The sequence below is a fragment of the Aestuariivita sp. genome, from assembly GCF_021404545.1.
Taxonomy (GTDB): domain Bacteria; phylum Pseudomonadota; class Alphaproteobacteria; order Rhodobacterales; family Rhodobacteraceae; genus Aestuariivita.
The window spans coordinates 26173-40888 of record NZ_JAAWWD010000008.1 but is presented as its reverse complement, the minus strand read 5'-3'; the positions used below and the strand labels follow the sequence as shown (position 1 = coordinate 40888).

Here is a 14716-nt window from a genome sequence, read left to right as displayed (position 1 = left end):
GCTCTGGGGTAGGTCTGGGGCAGCAATTGCGGAGGATCTCATGCAAACCACCACAAGAGTGGCCGTGATCGGCGGCGGCGTTGTTGGATGTTCTGTTCTGTATCACCTGACCAAGCTGGGCTGGTCGGATGTGATGCTGATCGAGCGATCAGAACTGACCTCAGGTTCGACCTGGCATGCGGCGGGCGGGTTTCACACGCTCAATGGCGACACGAACATGGCGGCCCTTCAGGGGTACACCATCCGGCTTTACAAGGAGCTGGAGGAAATCACCGGCATGTCCTGCGGGTTGCACCATGTGGGGGGTGTGACGCTGGCCGACAATCAGGATCGGTTCGACATGCTTCTGGCCGAACGCGCCAAGCATCGCTTCATGGGGCTGGAGACGGAAATCGTGGGGCCGGAGGAGATCTCCAAGCTGGCGCCGGTGACCAATACTGATGGGATCATCGGGGCGCTGTGGGATCCGCTTGACGGGCATCTGGACCCCTCGGGCACCACCCATGCCTATGCCAGGGCCGCCAAGATGGGTGGGGCCACGATCAAGACGCAGTGCATGGTGCACGAGACCAATCAGCGGCCCGATGGAACCTGGGATGTGGTCACCGGCACGGGCACGATCCACGCTGAACATGTGGTCAATGCGGGCGGCCTCTGGGCGCGGGAAGTGGGGGCCATGGCGGGGATCTATTTTCCGCTGCACCCGATGGAGCATCAGTACCTTGTGACCGAAGAGGTGCCGCTGATCGCCCAGATGATGGCCGACGGCAAAGAGCATCCGCATGTGATGGATCCGGCCGGCGAAAGCTATCTTCGGCAGGAAGGGCGTGGCCTCTGCATCGGATTTTATGAACAGCCCTGCCGCCCCTGGGCGGTCGATGGGACAAGCTGGTCCTTCGGCCAAGATCTGCTCGACAATGATTTCGACAAGATCGAGGACAGCATCGCGTTTGCCTATCGGCGCTTTCCCGATCTGGAACGGGCTGGCGTGAAAAACGTGATCCACGGGCCGTTTACCTTTGCCCCCGACGGCAACCCTCTGGTGGGGCCGGTCCCGGGCGTGCGCAATTACTGGTCGGCCTGCGGTGTGATGGCCGGGTTTTCCCAGGGCGGCGGCGTTGGCCTGATGCTGGCCCAGTGGATGATCGAGGGCGAGCCCGAGCGCGACACATTTGCCATGGATGTGGCGCGGTTCGGCGACTGGATCAGTCCCGGCTATACCCTGCCCAAGGTGATCGAGAACTACCAGAAACGCTTCTCGGTCGCCTATCCGAACGAAGAGCTGCCTGCCGCACGGCCCCATCGCACCACGCCGATGTATGACATCTTCTCGGATATGGGCGCGGTCTGGGGTCAGCAATATGGGCTGGAAGTCGTGAACTATTTCGCCCAAGGTGATGAGCCGGGATATGAGACGCCGTCTTTCCGCCGCTCGGACGCGTTTGGGGCCACGGGCCGTGAGGTGCGCGGCGTGCGCGAAGGCGTCGGTATCAACGAGGTGCATAACTTCGGCAAATATCTTGTGAGCGGTCCAAAGGCCCGGGCCTGGCTGGACCGGATCATGGCGGGCCGTGTGCCGCAGCCAGGGCGGTTGTCACTGACCCCGATGCTGAGCGCCAAGGGCAAGCTGATCGGGGATTTCACCATGTCCTGCCTCTCGGACGGGCTGTTTCAGCTGACCGCCTCCTACGGCAGTCAGGCCTTTCACATGCGCTGGTTCCTGCAACATGCAGAAGATGGCGTAACCATCGAGAATATCAGCGATAAACGAAACGGGTTCCAGATAGCAGGACCCAAGGCGCGCGATGTGCTGGCGGCGTGCACGCGCGCGAATATCGGCGACATGCGGTTTCTGGATGTGCGCCGGATCACCGTGGGACAGACCGATTGCATCGTGCAGCGGGTCAGCTATACCGGCGATCTGGGCTTCGAGATCTATTGCGATCCCATGGCGCAGCGTCAGCTTTGGTGGACGCTTTGGGCCGCCGGAGAACCCCATAAGATGGTGCCCTTTGGCATGCGCGCGATGATGTCGCTGCGGCTCGACAAGTTCTTTGGCTCGTGGATGTCGGAGTTTTCGCCGGACTATACGGCGGCTGAAACCGGTTTGGACCGGTTTATCTCGTTCAAAAAGAACAGCGATTTCATCGGGCGCGCGGCGGCAGAAGCCGAACGGACCAGTGGCCCTATGCGGCGTCTCTGCGCCTTTGAGGTGGAAGCCGAGGATGCCGATGTGCAGGCCTATGAGCCGATCTGGCTGGATGGCGCGGTCATGGGGTTCTGTACCTCGGGCGGGTATTCGCACTGGGCGGGCAAATCCATCGCGCAAGGGTTCCTACCCACGGATCGGGTGGCCGAAGGGCTGGAGGTCGAGATCGAGATCCTGGGTCAGATGCGCCCCGCGCGGGTCATCGCCCAGCCGCTTTTCGATGCGGATGGCGCACGCATGCGGGGCTAGACTGTAGCGCGATCTGGGTTAGCATCGCAGGCATGAACTGCCCCGTCATCGTTCTGGCTGCTGGCGCGTCATCGCGCATGGGCGGCATCGACAAGCTTTTGCAACAGGTGGACGGGCGACCGCTCGTACGCCGACAGGTCGACATGGCGCGTGCGGTTGCGGATGAGGTGCTCGTGGCGCTGCCGCCGCGACCGCACCCGCGCTATGCGGTGCTTGAGGATGCGGATGTGACACGTATCGAAGTCACGGATGCGAGCGAGGGTATGAATGCTTCGTTGAGGGCCGCATTTGCAGCGCTGCCAGACACGGCGAGCGCAGCGATGCTGTTGCTGGGCGATTTGCCGGATGTCACTGAAGAGGACCTGAACACCGTTCTTGAAGCGGTTGATCTCACGTCTGAAACGCTGATTTGGCGAGGTATGACCCAGGATGGCAAACCAGGTCATCCTGTGGTCTTTCGCAACACGCTCTTTCCAAGGTTTGCAGAGCTGACCGGAGATAGCGGCGGGCAGAGCGTTGTCGCGGCCGCGCAGGGCCGGATCACCCTGATAGCCCTGCCCGGCACCCGCGCGCGCGCCGATCTTGACACGCCCCGGGACTGGGACCGCTGGCGCACCGAAAACCCGGAACGGTCCTGACCCGAACGGAAAAAACGGGGCAGTCACCTGCCCCGCTTTTCGTTTTCCGCAACGAACAGCCCCCCCTTCGCGCGGAGGCTGCAACCTTAATTCACGACGAGGAAGGCCTCGTGCTTTTTCAGCGACCGGCGCGCGGCCTGGTAGGCCTCGACCCCTTCGGGAGTGTTCAGCTCGGGAAAGAGCTCAAAGATCTCCTGACGCTGGGCGTTACCGATCCCGGCGAGGGTCTGATCGCCCGGCTGGAAGCTTTCGGTCCATGTGCCGTCCGACAGGACCACCTCATGCTGGTCGAACATAAAGTGGATGTAGGTCACCGAGGACACTTCGACGAAATCCACGCCATCCAGACCGGTCAGATGCTTGGCCGCGACCAGCACTTCGCTTTCGTCAAAGTAAAGCGAGGTCTTGTCGTTTGCGACCAGAACCCGGTGGTTCGGGCTGACCATCATGTCACGCTCGGGCAGACCCTTGCCCAGAGCGCCTTCACGGATCAACACGGGCTGCATATGCGTGGCCTGCATCATCTCGTGACGGTCCAGGTTGCGTGTTCCCAACCAGCGGATTTCCTGAATGCCGTTATCCCGGGTGATGATCCGGTCGCCGACCTCCAGCGTTTCCACCGCACGCTCGCCGCGCGGGGTGGCGATCATGGTGCCCGGTGTGAAACAGGGAATGACCCGCTCGATATTGAAGAACTCGACCGTGTCGGTCACGTTGTCATCGGCGTCGAAATAGGTGACGACACCGTTCTCGGGGTTGCCACCGTCCAGGGTCACCTGAAGACGCCCGCCCGGAACCGTATTGTCGACAGACCCACGCAGATCCAGCGTGTCAAAGTCGTCTTCGGGCGCTGCGGTGAAGCCTTCACCGCCATCCACACGGTCGCCGCCGTTGATGTTGACGAATGTATCGCGATCATCGCCACCGGACATGTCGTCTTCGTCAATGCCACCGTCAATGGTGTCATTCCCGGCCCCACCTTCGATGGTGTCGTCGTCATCTTCACCGAAGATCAGATCGTCTCCGGCACCGCCGTCGATGACATCCTGCCCGTTATCGGGACGCGGATCGGCCAGAGCACCCGGCAAATCGTCGGGGATGTTCGTGGCATCGGGAAAGCTCGGGCCCAGACCGCCGTAAATGGTGTCGGCGCCATCGCCACCCAGGATCGAATCCGAGCCTTCGCCACCGATGATGTTGTCATCACCCACGCCGCCATCGATCGTATCGGCATCGAGGCCGCCGTCGATAACGTCATTACCCTCATCGCCGGAGATCAGATCCGCATCGTCGCCGGTGCTGATCGTGTCGTCGCCCGCACCACCGAACACAGTGTCGAGATCGTTGTCCGGGATCGAATCCGCGGGCACTTCGGGCAGGCCGTTATAGGAGGGAAAGCCCAGATCGGGCAGACCGTTCAGCGTGCCGCCGCCGGTCTCGATCAGATCGTCGCCTTCGCCGCCAAAGACCGAATCGCTGCCGTCACCGCCATCGATTGTGTCGTCACCGCTGCCGCCAACAAGCGTGTCGTCGCCCTGACCGCCGGTCAGATCGTCGTCATCGGCGCCGCCGCGCAGTTCGTCGTCATCCAGTCCGCCGTCGATGACATCATCGCCCTGACCGCCCTGGACAACGTCATTGTCGTCGCCAGTGCTGATTGTGTCGTCGCCCGCGCCGCCATTCACGGTGTCCAGATCGTCACTTGGATCAGGGTCGGCCGCCACGCCGGGCTGACCGTTGAAGGGCGGAATGCCGTCATCGGGAAGCGCCGGTGTCCCCGCGCCGTCGGTATTGATCAGATCGTCACCGGCACCGCCATCGACAGAATCGCTGCCTTCCCCGGCTTCGATTGTGTCGTCGCCACCGTTCGCATCGATGATGTCATCGTCGGACCCAACCGGCGGAAAGATCGAGTCGCCGCCATCCACGACGTCCCCATCCGGATCGCCGGTATAGGAGGTGTCGATCAGATCGCCATCGTCATCGTTGGTGATCACACCATCCGAGGTTGTCGGGGGAACGCCGATTTTGCCGTCATAGACGGCGACATAATCGATCGAGCCGTCGAAATGCTGATGACGTTGAATTCCTGGATCTCATCCACGTTCTCGCGCACACCGAAGATAAAGCTGGTGCCGTCATTGTCGCCGATGTCGAAATTCACCCCCGCCGGTGTGTCGACCTCAAAGGAGGTGCTGGCTGTCAGATTCTCGACCAGGAAACGGCCGCCCTCGGTTTCGGACCACTCATAGGTGGCGCGGATGGTGTCGCCGACAGGGGCAAAGCCCGCGCCGGTGCTTTCCACAATGGTCACACCATTGGAGACGTGCATGACCTGCACCGCGCCGTCCTGTCCCACCTGGATCTCAAAGAACCCTTCGGAGGCGCTGTCAAAGAATTCCCCCCGGTTCACGACCGCCTGAAAGATCCCGCGTGAGTTATCTTCCTGCGTGAATTCCGTGATGAGCGTGCCTTCGGCCAGATCGAAGGGGTCGTCATTGCCGCCCACGTCGAACCGGTCCGGGTCGCCGTTCAGTTGCAGTTGACCACCCGAGGCTGTTGCCCCGCCAACAAACGCGCCATTTTGTGCGAAACCATCGTCCAGGCCGGTGTCGTCGGATTCGCCACCTGCCAGGAAATCCCACAAACCAACCAGGTTTGCCGCATGGGGATTGTCAAAAGTGTTAGTCATCATACTCTCCTTAGTGGCACTCACTGTTGCCAACCGCCCCGGGCGGACCAAATATTTCACAACCACAAAGCTCGGCCGCCGCAGCGAAGGTCAAACACACCTTCGCAGACGCTTGAGAATGGAAAGGATGCAGCCAACAGCGTCCAAGACGTTACCGCCTTGGTCGGTGCCTTCCTGCTGTGCGCGGTATCGTGCGACAGCTTGCGAACACATCTCTCTCGCATCTCAAGATGCAAGCTCTGCGTGGTCGCCCCCGTGACCAACAGACATCGCCCCCCAGTGGGCAGGGATAGAGATACCGGCGAGATTGCGGCAGACAAAGCAAAATGTGACGAAATCCGCACCCAAGATGGGCAAATGTGGCTGATCGAGGTCAGATTAAGGCGAAATCGGCACTGACTCTTGGCGCATTTGTTTCCAAATCAGGGCTAATTTTACAAAAAAACTGCATGATGCAGTGTGAATACGCGGAAATAGGCGGGTTACGTTCAAAAAACAGAAACAATAGGTGCCGACCTTAACCACGTCCGAAATGTGGCGGTGCGAAGGAGGGTCGGCCATTAGGGTCGTTCAACTTTTGGAACCAATGAGCGGCTCTTCGCTCAACTATGCACAGAAAACCCCGTCACCGGTGATTCGAAACCCGATGATGACACCAAGAAGCCTTATTCCGTTGACGAACGCCCTGCCAATGCCTGCTGCATCGAAATAGGGCAAAAATCGGCCTATGGCGACTTGTCGCCGGGTTCAGAGGAGAGCTCGTCGGATTTCAGACCCCAGGGTTTGATCCCGATCCGCAACGCCGCGCGGCCGATCATATGCGCGCCGATCGGTGCCGTCAGCACCAGAAACAGGACCACCAGCACCACTTTGAAGACCACCTGCGGCTCCCAGAAATGGATCGCGACCCCCCCCAGAATGAGCCCCGAGCCCAGCGTGCCGACCTTGGTCGAGGCATGCATGCGGATAAACACATCCGGCATTCGAAAAATCCCGATCCCGGCTACCAGGGTAAAGGCGCCGCCCAGAAACAGGAAGATGGCCGCGATGACGGTGCTCATGTCTCGTCCTCCTGCTGTTCCTTGCGCAGAACCTGCCGTTCCGCGAACCGGGCCAGCGCGACCGTGGCCAGAAAGCCCACCAACGCAAGCGCAAGCGCGACATCCAGAAACGCGGAATCGCCCGACCGCACCGCAGCAAGACCGCAAAAGGCGACAATCGCCACGGTCATCATATCCAGCGCCACGACCCGGTCCGGCAGGCTGGGTCCACGCATCAGCCGCCAGAACGCCAGGAACACGGTCGCAAAGACCATGACAAATCCGAAGCTGACACTGGTTTGCAAAAGCCACTCGGCGTTCATGATCTCTCCACCGCGTCAATCACCCATTTTTCCATGCCCTGCTTGAGCTGCCGACACACCGCGTCCGGGTCATCGGCAAACATCGCATGAAGACTCAGTGTCTTGCGATCTGCAGACACATCCAGTGACAAGGTCCCCGGCGTCAACGAGATCAGGTTGGTCACCAGCAGGATGCCCGCATCGCTTTTGACATCCAGCGGCATTTCAATGATCGCGGGCCGCGCCCGATGGGTGGGGGTCAGGATATCCCACAAAACCTCAAGGCTGGAGACCACAAGCTCGTAATGGAACATCACGATCAGCTTGAACCAGTACCACACCCGCAGGAAATAGCCCGATGGACCCCCGGTCAAAGGTTGCAGCAGCCACAGCACTCCATAGCCGAGCACCAGGCCAGAGCTAAGCGTCAGCAGCGAGAAGTCCCCAAAGAAGAACGCCCAGACCAGCGCAAAGAGCAGATTGACGACCAGATTGTTCATGCGCCCTCTCCCAACACGGTCATAATATAGGCCGTTGGATCGAGAAGTTGCAGGGCAGCCGTTTCAGCAAAGACCACAAACGGTTCGGGGAAGAACCCGATCACCAAGGTCAGCGCCGCCAGCCCCGCGATGGGCAGCAGCATGGCGCGACGCACACGCGGCTCGATGCGCGACAGCTCTGGCTGAAGGCCCTCGGGATGGGCCTTCCAGAAGGCTTCGGCCCAGATCTTGGTCATCGAGTAGATGGTCAACAAACCGACCAGCAAGGCAACGCCGGCGATGACCCAGGCCTCGATCTCCAGCGAGGCGGCGACCAGGATGTATTTCGCCCAGAAGCCTGAGAGCGGCGGAAAGCCAGCGAGCGAAAAGGCCGGGATCAGGAACAGCACCGCCAAGAGAGGCGCGGATTTGTAAAGCCCGCCAATCTTCTTGAGGTCGGTCGATCCCGCCGCACGTTCGACCACCCCGCCGATCAGGAAGAGGTTGGCCTTCACTATGATATGGTGGACCAGATAGAACACCGCACCCGCGACCGCCAAGGGGGTCAGCAGGGCCAGACCCAGGATCATGTACCCGATCTGGCTGACGATGTGGAACGACAGGATCTTGCGGATGTCGTTTTGTGCCGCGGCCCCCAGAACCCCGGTCACCATGGTAAACCCCGCCACCCACAGCAAGATTGTGTGGGTAAAGGCCACATCCCCGTCAAAGACCAGCGTGAACATGCGGATCAGGGCATAGACCCCAACCTTGGTCAAAAGTCCAGCAAACACCGCCGAAACCGAAAACGCGGGCGTGTGATAGGACGCGGGCAGCCAGAAGAACAACGGAAACACCGCAGCCTTCACCCCAAAGGCGATCATGAACATCACCGCCACGACCGTCACCAGCCCCTGGTTCTCGACCTCGGGCATGGTGCGCGCCAGATCGGCCATGTTCAGCGTCCCGGTCATCCCATAGACCAGCCCGATGCCCGCCAGAAACAGGATCGTCGAGACGAGGTTGAGCGTGACGTATTTCACACCGCCGTCGATCTGCTCCTTGCTGCCGCCCAGGACCAAAAGGCCAAAGGAGGAAATCAGCATCACCTCGAACCAGACATAGAGGTTGAAAAGGTCTCCGGTCAGAAACGCGCCGGTGACCCCGCCGATCAGCACATTAAAGAGCGCATGATAGCCCAGATGTTCCTTGCGTTCGTCAATATCACCCAGCGCATAGATCGAAACCGCAAGCGCGGTAATCGCGGTGATGACGACCATCACCCCGCCCAGGTAATCGGCCACAAGGGTGATCCCGAACGGCCCCTGCCAGCCGCCCATCTGCCCGGCGATCACGCCTTGGTCCAGAACCTGCCCCATCAAAAGGGCGGCAAGGATCAAAAGGGCGACATTGCCCAAAAGGCTGACCCAGCGCCCCGCGCCGGAATTGCGCAGCAGGAAGGCCACCACCGCCGTCAAGAACGGAAGCGCCAGAGGTGCGGCGAGATACCAGCTCATCGCTCATCCTCCGGGCGCGGTTCGGCGACGCGCATCTCGTCGGAATAAAGCGTGCCCAGCGTGGTATAGGCCCGAAACATCAAGACCAGCGCAAAGGCAAAAAGGCCAAAGCCGATCACAATGGCCGTCAGAACCAGGGCCTGCGGCAGCGCGTTGGCCACAAGACCTGCGGGCGCCTCGGCCCCTTCGGCGATCAACGGCGGCGCACCTGTGGTCAGACGGCCCGCAACAAAGATCGTCAGGTTCGCCGCGTTCGAGATCAGCACGAGACCAAAGATAAACCGCAGCACATTGCGCGCCAGCATCAGATAGACCGACGCGGCAACAAGCACGCCGATAGCGATGGCAAGAAGGGCTTCCATAGCCTCAGATCTCCTCTTCCATCGCAAAGACGAGGGTCAGAACAGATCCGAAAACCACCAGGTAGACCCCAATGTCAAAGGCCAGCACGGTTGAGATCGGCAAGCCCTTTTCGGTCTCGGTCGCACCCAGAAACAGCCATTGGCCAGTAAAGAGATCATCGCCGAAAAAGGCCGCGAAAAGACCCGACAACAAAGCAAGTCCGAGCCCCACCATCGCGATGCTTTGCGGATCCACCCGCAAGGCGCGCCGCGCATCGGCGGTGCCGCAGGCCACCGCAAACAAAACGAACCCTGTCGATCCGATGAGACCGCCGATAAACCCACCGCCCGGCTCGTTATGACCACGCAGCAGCATATAGACCGAAAAGATCAGCAGAAGACCCGTCAGGTACCGGGTGCCCGCCCGCAGGATGACCGAGTTCATTTGCCCTGCCCCTTTGTCGTTGTTGTGCGCAACAGCGCATAGGCCGACAGCGCCGCGATCACCACCACGGCGATCTCGCCAAATGTGTCGAGCGCGCGGAAATCCACCAGGATCACGTTGACGATGTTGCGCCCGAAGGCCTCGGGCCAGCTGGTGATCTCGAAATAGTCGGTCAGGCGCCGATCCAGCGGGGTTGCCAAAACGGCCAGCAAGGTCAAGGTCACCACCGTACCGACGCCCAATGCCAAAAGCGCATCCCAGGGCCGCCAGTGGCGCCCGCCGGAATCGAGTGTCGGCAGGCGCAGCAGGGCCACCGCGACAAGAACGACAACCAGCGTCTCGACCAAGAGCTGGGTAATGGCGACATCCGGTGCCGAAAAGACGATAAAGACCATCGCGACCGCGATCCCCACAACGCCCAGCGCCGCCATCGCCGCGATGCGCGAGGAGGTCAGCGTCGCCAGCAGCGCGCCGCCCAGGATCATCAACACCAGCGCCACGCTCTGCCCTGTGGCATCCGAAAAGTCGGGCACCGTCAGGCCCAGGCCGCGCGCCATCATGGTGCCACCCATACCCACCAGCACGGTCACGAAGGTCACGAACATGTATTTGCGCAGCACACCGGACTGGATCACGCCGGTCTGCCAGGCGGCCAGCGCTTTGAAGCCATCCAAAAACCGATCCCAGCCCGCGTCAAAGGACGGCGTGGCCGCATCCATCCGCTCCAGCATGGTCCGCGCCTGCCGATGCACCGCGTAAATGATCGCGCCCGAGACCACCGTCACGATCGACAACAGCAGCGGCATGTTCACCCCGGCCCAGAGCTTGAGCTCTTTCGCATCTTCGATTTCGCCCAGCAGGCTGGCCACCGTGGGCGCCACCAGCGACCGCTCCAGAAGATCGGGATAGATCCCGAAAACCGTGCCCAGCACCGCCAGGATCACCGGACCCGCGAGCATTGGCCAGGGCGCCTCATGCGGGGTCTTGGGCAGCGCGCCACCCGCCTTGCGCCAGAACGGACGGAACGCCACGACCCCTGCCACGGCAAACATCAGCGCGTTGGCCAATAGCACCGCACCGACCACGAACAGGGGTTCGGACGCGACACCCAGAGCACCGGCGTATTTCAACTCCTTGCCGATAAAGCCCAGAAACGGTGGAAAGCCCGCCATGGACAGCGCCGCCAGGGCCGCAGCAATCGCGGTAAACGGCATGACACGGCCCAGACCGCCCAGCACGTCGGCCTCACGTGTGCCGGTGGCATGATCAATACAGCCCACCACAAGAAAGAGGGCCGCCTTGTAAAGCGAATGCACGATCAGAAAGGTGGCAAACGCGGTAATGGCATAGCTTGACTGCTGGCCCAGGAACAGCATCAGCGTGCCCAGCGCCATCAGCGTGGTATAGGCCAATGCCTGTTTCAAGTCGGTTTGGCGCAGCGCGAATATGCTGGCCGCAACGGCCGTGACCGCACCGAAGATCGTCAGCGTCCACATCCACATATCGGTGCCCGACATGCCCGGGTGCAGCCGGGCCATCAGATAGACGCCCGCCTTGACCATGGTGGCCGAATGCAAGAAGGCCGATACCGGCGTCGGGGCGGCCATCGCATTGGGCAGCCAGAAATGGAACGGGAACTGCGCCGATTTGGTAAAGGTGCCCGCCAGGATCAGAAGCAGGATCGGTATGTAATAGGCATGCGCCTTCAGTTCATCGCCGCGGGCCAGGATCTCCGACAGCTCGAACGTGCCCATCGTCATGCCCAACAGGATGAACCCGGCCAAAAGGGCAAGCGCCCCTGCCCCGGTCACAAAGAGCGCCTGAAGCGCGGACCGGCGTCCCTTGGCCGTCTCGTGTCCGAACCCGATCAGCAGATAGGAGGTGATCGTCGTCAGCTCCCAAAACACAAACAGCGCGATCAGGTTGTCGGCCAGAACCAGGCCCAGCATCGACAGCATGAAGCTGAACAGGAACAGCATGAACCGGTCAAATTGCGGATGTCCCGCCAGATATGTGTTGGAATAGAGAAACACCAACGCGCCAATGCCCGAAATCAGCAAGGCAAAGGTCAAAGACAGCCCGTCGAGCAGAAACGACAGCGAAATGCCAAGGCTGGGAACCCATTCGATTACATAGCGCAGGCTTGCCCCGTCGGCGATCTGGGGGGCAAGGGTGAGAAACCAGACGAACAACAGCGCGGACAAACCGGTGCACAACAGCCCGGATAGGCCGTTGCCGCGCGGCACGCCAGTCGGATCAGCGGATGTGCTCAATGTGTTCAGTCCTCGTCTTCCAGCCGCACCGGCGAGACAAAGCCCATCGGTTTGATCGCCAGAACCGAGCAGCTGACCCGGTTCAGAATGGTCTCGGCCGTGTTACCGATGAAAAAACCGGAAATTCCGGTACGGCCCAGCGTGCCCATTACCAGCGTATCGATCCCTTCGCTGTCTACATGTTCCGGGATCACGTCGGCGGCAATGCCTTTTATGTGCAAAACGCGCATCAGATCGGAGAATTCGATGAAGCCGCTCATCAGTTGATCAAGGCGCTGGGTGCTCTTGCGCTCTTCATTGCTGAGGATGGCCTGAATCTCGTCTTCGGGCATTTTCACCAGCCCGTGCCGCAGGGTCGATTCCTCCTGCACATGCCAGGCATTCATCACATCCAGCTTGGCTGCGTCCTGCTGCGCCAGCGATGTCGCCAGTTCCATGACCATCCGGTTGAGCGCATCGCGTACGGTATCCTCGGGGTCAGGATCGACCGCGGCCATGATACGCTCCGATTTTGCGCGCGTCTCGCCATTCAGGATCCAGACCGGACAGGGCGCCTTGCGCAACAAATGCAGATCCGGAGCGCGCAGGAACGGGCGGTCGGGCCCGCGATGGGCGCCCTTGAGCACCAGGTCATGACCATGACGCAAGACCCGGCGGATGATCTGGATGAAGCTGGCTCCGTTCAGAACCTCCGTCTCGACGGCGATGCCCTTTTCCCTCAAGGGCTGTGCGAGATCCTCAACACGCGTGCGGTGAAACGCGATCACCTGCTCTTCGACTTCCGTGGCGCGCCGCCCCGGCAACGCCGCGAAAAGCCGCGAAAGCTCACCGGGTTCTCCGTCGATGATGTCGACCAGCGTCAGCTCGGCCGCGTTGGCCTGAGCCAGCCAGGTCGCGCGCTCGAACACCGCGTCCGATACGCTGGCCTCATCCACCACAACCAGAATCTTTTTGAATCGCTGCATGGATCGGCGGCCCCCTATTCGCTGATGGAGGTCACATAGGCGGCTTTGCCTGATTGATCAAATCGAAACGGGGCATTAGTTTGATAGAAAGTATCTATCAGAGGCGATCATTTGCCGACTTTACAGCAACTCAGGTACCTCATTGCCCTGGCCGACACCCTGCATTTCCGGCGCGCGGCCGAAATGTGCCATGTCACCCAGCCAACGCTCAGCGCACAGCTCAAAGGTCTGGAGCTGAAACTGGGCGCAGAACTGGTCGAGCGCAGCCGATCCCATGTGATCATCACACCGCTGGGTCAGGCCGTGGTCGATCGGGCCCGCCGCGCGCTGCGCGAAGTGGACGAAATCCACACATTGGCCGCGCAAAGCCACAGCCATCTGCAAAGCACGATCCGTGTTGGCGTGGTGCAGTCGCTGGGCTCGTACCTGTTGCCGCTGATCGTGCCTGGCCTGCATCAAAGCCACCCTGCCCTGAAACTCTATATGCGCGAAGGGCTGCCCGACTATCTGCTGCAAAGCCTGTCGGACGGCACGGTGGATCTGCTGTTTTTCCCGCTGCCCGTGCGGCGGGCCGACTTTGAAAGCCTGTCGATCTTCCGCGAACCCATCGAGATCGTCCTGCCTTGCGATCATCCTTACGCAGCCGAACGTGAGATCGCGCCGGCGATGCTGCGGGGCGAGACGATTTTGTCGCTGGAACCTGGCCACAAGCTCTATGAACAGGTGCGGCGCATCTGCGAGCAATACGGCGCGGACCTGTCGCGCGACTATGAAGGCACATCCCTGGATACGCTGCGCCAGATGGTGGCGATGGGCATGGGCCTGTCGCTGATGCCCGCGCTCTATGTCAAATCCGAGGTGGCGCATCAGGACATCGTCGTCGCGCGCCAGTTTCGCGGCTCTCCGCCGTCGCGAACCATTGGAATGATCTGGCGAAAGGGCACCGCGCGCGAGGCCGAGTTTCGGGAACTGGCCGCCCAGATCTGCGCGATCCTGAAAGAGCGTGCGAAGGAAGTGATTGTATTGGGCTGACACGCCGAAGGGTCGGCCGATACCGGGGCAATCGCAAAAGCCAAAGCCCATCTAGTGCCTTGTACAGCAACCGGTGACACAAGTTGGGACCCGTGACGAGAGCAGCTCGCGCTCGTTCGTTCAGCGCCTCATCAAGCCCAGGTTCGAGGTATAGGTTCACGACGGGCAGTCCAACAAACCGTTCCCGCTGTATCTGCTGGACCTCGGCGTCGGCCAACCGCTTGCCAAAAGAATGACTGGCAAGCCACGGAACCAGAAATGTAGAGAGACAAAATAGAGTAAGGAACCCTTTGCCAAGATTGAGGTAAATGATCGCCCACATCCCCGCAACGCCAAGGGCGACCCATACTAGAAATTGCCACCAGTGATGTAGAACAACGATACGTCCGTATTCCAGAAGTACATCAGGACCTACGCCAAGGCTTGTGAAAGGCACGTTCCAAGTCGCGAACCAATGCCAAGCAAAGCTCCATCCAAGGCTCAGCAGCAACGCGCCGATGTACCCCCCGACTAGAAGAATGGGGGCGATGGCAG

General features: G+C 60.8%; 13 protein-coding genes. 3 read left to right on the top strand and 10 right to left on the bottom strand.

Annotated elements, in window-relative coordinates:
• The first annotated feature begins 40 nt into the window (after nucleotides 1-40).
• Together HEP69_RS05480 and HEP69_RS05475 are read left to right on the top strand one after the other, a co-directional pair.
• A complete protein-coding gene (locus tag HEP69_RS05480) occupies nucleotides 41-2458 on the top strand; it encodes an FAD-dependent oxidoreductase (protein ID WP_290557554.1) in 2418 nt (805 codons plus the stop codon).
• A gap of 32 nt (nucleotides 2459-2490) precedes the next feature.
• Nucleotides 2491-3096: a nucleotidyltransferase family protein gene (locus HEP69_RS05475; protein ID WP_290557553.1), complete on the top strand. Its 606-nt coding sequence runs from the start codon at nucleotides 2491-2493 to the stop codon at nucleotides 3094-3096.
• An 86-nt stretch (nucleotides 3097-3182) separates the two neighbouring features.
• On the opposite strand, the gene HEP69_RS05470 is transcribed toward HEP69_RS05475, so the two are convergent.
• The 10 genes from HEP69_RS05470 to HEP69_RS05425 all read right to left on the bottom strand — a co-directional run bounded on the left by HEP69_RS05470 (nucleotide 3183) and on the right by HEP69_RS05425 (nucleotide 13150).
• Nucleotides 3183-5093, bottom strand: coding sequence for a Hint domain-containing protein (locus tag HEP69_RS05470; protein ID WP_290557552.1), 1911 nt, complete (start codon nucleotides 5091-5093; stop codon nucleotides 3183-3185).
• Nucleotides 5090-5788 carry a hypothetical protein gene (locus tag HEP69_RS05465; RefSeq protein ID WP_290557551.1) on the bottom strand — a complete coding sequence of 233 codons (699 nt, stop codon included), beginning with the start codon at nucleotides 5786-5788 and terminating at the stop codon, nucleotides 5090-5092. The genes HEP69_RS05470 and HEP69_RS05465 overlap by 4 nt, the downstream gene beginning before the upstream one ends.
• Nucleotides 5789-6513: 725 nt before the next feature.
• Nucleotides 6514-6849: a monovalent cation/H(+) antiporter subunit G gene (mnhG, locus tag HEP69_RS05460; protein WP_290557550.1), complete on the bottom strand. Its 336-nt coding sequence runs from the start codon at nucleotides 6847-6849 to the stop codon at nucleotides 6514-6516.
• Nucleotides 6846-7151 (bottom strand): cation:proton antiporter, encoded by a 306-nt coding sequence (locus HEP69_RS05455; protein WP_290557549.1) that lies wholly within the window; start codon nucleotides 7149-7151, stop codon nucleotides 6846-6848. The genes mnhG and HEP69_RS05455 overlap by 4 nt, the downstream gene beginning before the upstream one ends.
• Nucleotides 7148-7630: a Na+/H+ antiporter subunit E gene (locus HEP69_RS05450; RefSeq protein WP_290557548.1), complete on the bottom strand. Its 483-nt coding sequence runs from the start codon at nucleotides 7628-7630 to the stop codon at nucleotides 7148-7150. The genes HEP69_RS05455 and HEP69_RS05450 overlap by 4 nt, the downstream gene beginning before the upstream one ends.
• Nucleotides 7627-9126, bottom strand: coding sequence for a Na+/H+ antiporter subunit D (locus tag HEP69_RS05445; protein WP_290557547.1), 1500 nt, complete (start codon nucleotides 9124-9126; stop codon nucleotides 7627-7629). Before HEP69_RS05445 ends, HEP69_RS05450 begins: the two co-directional genes overlap by 4 nt.
• Nucleotides 9123-9488 carry a Na+/H+ antiporter subunit C gene (locus HEP69_RS05440; RefSeq protein WP_290557546.1) on the bottom strand — a complete coding sequence of 122 codons (366 nt, stop codon included), beginning with the start codon at nucleotides 9486-9488 and terminating at the stop codon, nucleotides 9123-9125. The genes HEP69_RS05445 and HEP69_RS05440 overlap by 4 nt, the downstream gene beginning before the upstream one ends.
• A gap of 4 nt (nucleotides 9489-9492) precedes the next feature.
• On the bottom strand, nucleotides 9493-9912 hold the full coding sequence (locus tag HEP69_RS05435) for a Na+/H+ antiporter subunit B (protein WP_290557545.1): 420 nt from the start codon (nucleotides 9910-9912) through the stop codon (nucleotides 9493-9495).
• Nucleotides 9909-12185, bottom strand: a complete 2277-nt coding sequence (locus tag HEP69_RS05430) for a putative monovalent cation/H+ antiporter subunit A (RefSeq protein ID WP_290557544.1) — start codon at nucleotides 12183-12185, stop codon at nucleotides 9909-9911. Before HEP69_RS05430 ends, HEP69_RS05435 begins: the two co-directional genes overlap by 4 nt.
• A gap of 5 nt (nucleotides 12186-12190) precedes the next feature.
• Entirely contained in the window at nucleotides 12191-13150 is a 960-nt protein-coding gene (locus HEP69_RS05425) for a universal stress protein (RefSeq protein ID WP_290557543.1), read from the bottom strand.
• A gap of 111 nt (nucleotides 13151-13261) precedes the next feature.
• Between HEP69_RS05425 and HEP69_RS05420 the strand changes: the two genes are divergently transcribed.
• Complete coding sequence (locus tag HEP69_RS05420; protein WP_290557542.1) at nucleotides 13262-14182, top strand: LysR substrate-binding domain-containing protein; 921 nt, start codon at nucleotides 13262-13264, stop codon at nucleotides 14180-14182.
• Nucleotides 14183-14716 lie beyond the last annotated feature (534 nt).

Excerpts from the sequence above, each read along its gene's own strand:
- HEP69_RS05480 (WP_290557554.1), top strand. The coding sequence starts at position 41 with ATGCAAACCACCACAAGAGTGGCCGTGATCGGCGGCGGCGTTGTTGGA.
- HEP69_RS05475 (WP_290557553.1), top strand. The coding sequence starts at position 2,491 with ATGAACTGCCCCGTCATCGTTCTGGCTGCTGGCGCGTCATCGCGCATG.
- HEP69_RS05465 (WP_290557551.1), bottom strand. The coding sequence starts at position 5,788 with ATGACTAACACTTTTGACAATCCCCATGCGGCAAACCTGGTTGGTTTG.
- mnhG (WP_290557550.1), bottom strand. The coding sequence starts at position 6,849 with ATGAGCACCGTCATCGCGGCCATCTTCCTGTTTCTGGGCGGCGCCTTT.
- HEP69_RS05455 (WP_290557549.1), bottom strand. The coding sequence starts at position 7,151 with ATGAACGCCGAGTGGCTTTTGCAAACCAGTGTCAGCTTCGGATTTGTC.
- HEP69_RS05450 (WP_290557548.1), bottom strand. The coding sequence starts at position 7,630 with ATGAACAATCTGGTCGTCAATCTGCTCTTTGCGCTGGTCTGGGCGTTC.
- HEP69_RS05445 (WP_290557547.1), bottom strand. The coding sequence starts at position 9,126 with ATGAGCTGGTATCTCGCCGCACCTCTGGCGCTTCCGTTCTTGACGGCG.
- HEP69_RS05440 (WP_290557546.1), bottom strand. The coding sequence starts at position 9,488 with ATGGAAGCCCTTCTTGCCATCGCTATCGGCGTGCTTGTTGCCGCGTCG.
- HEP69_RS05435 (WP_290557545.1), bottom strand. The coding sequence starts at position 9,912 with ATGAACTCGGTCATCCTGCGGGCGGGCACCCGGTACCTGACGGGTCTT.
- HEP69_RS05425 (WP_290557543.1), bottom strand. The coding sequence starts at position 13,150 with ATGCAGCGATTCAAAAAGATTCTGGTTGTGGTGGATGAGGCCAGCGTA.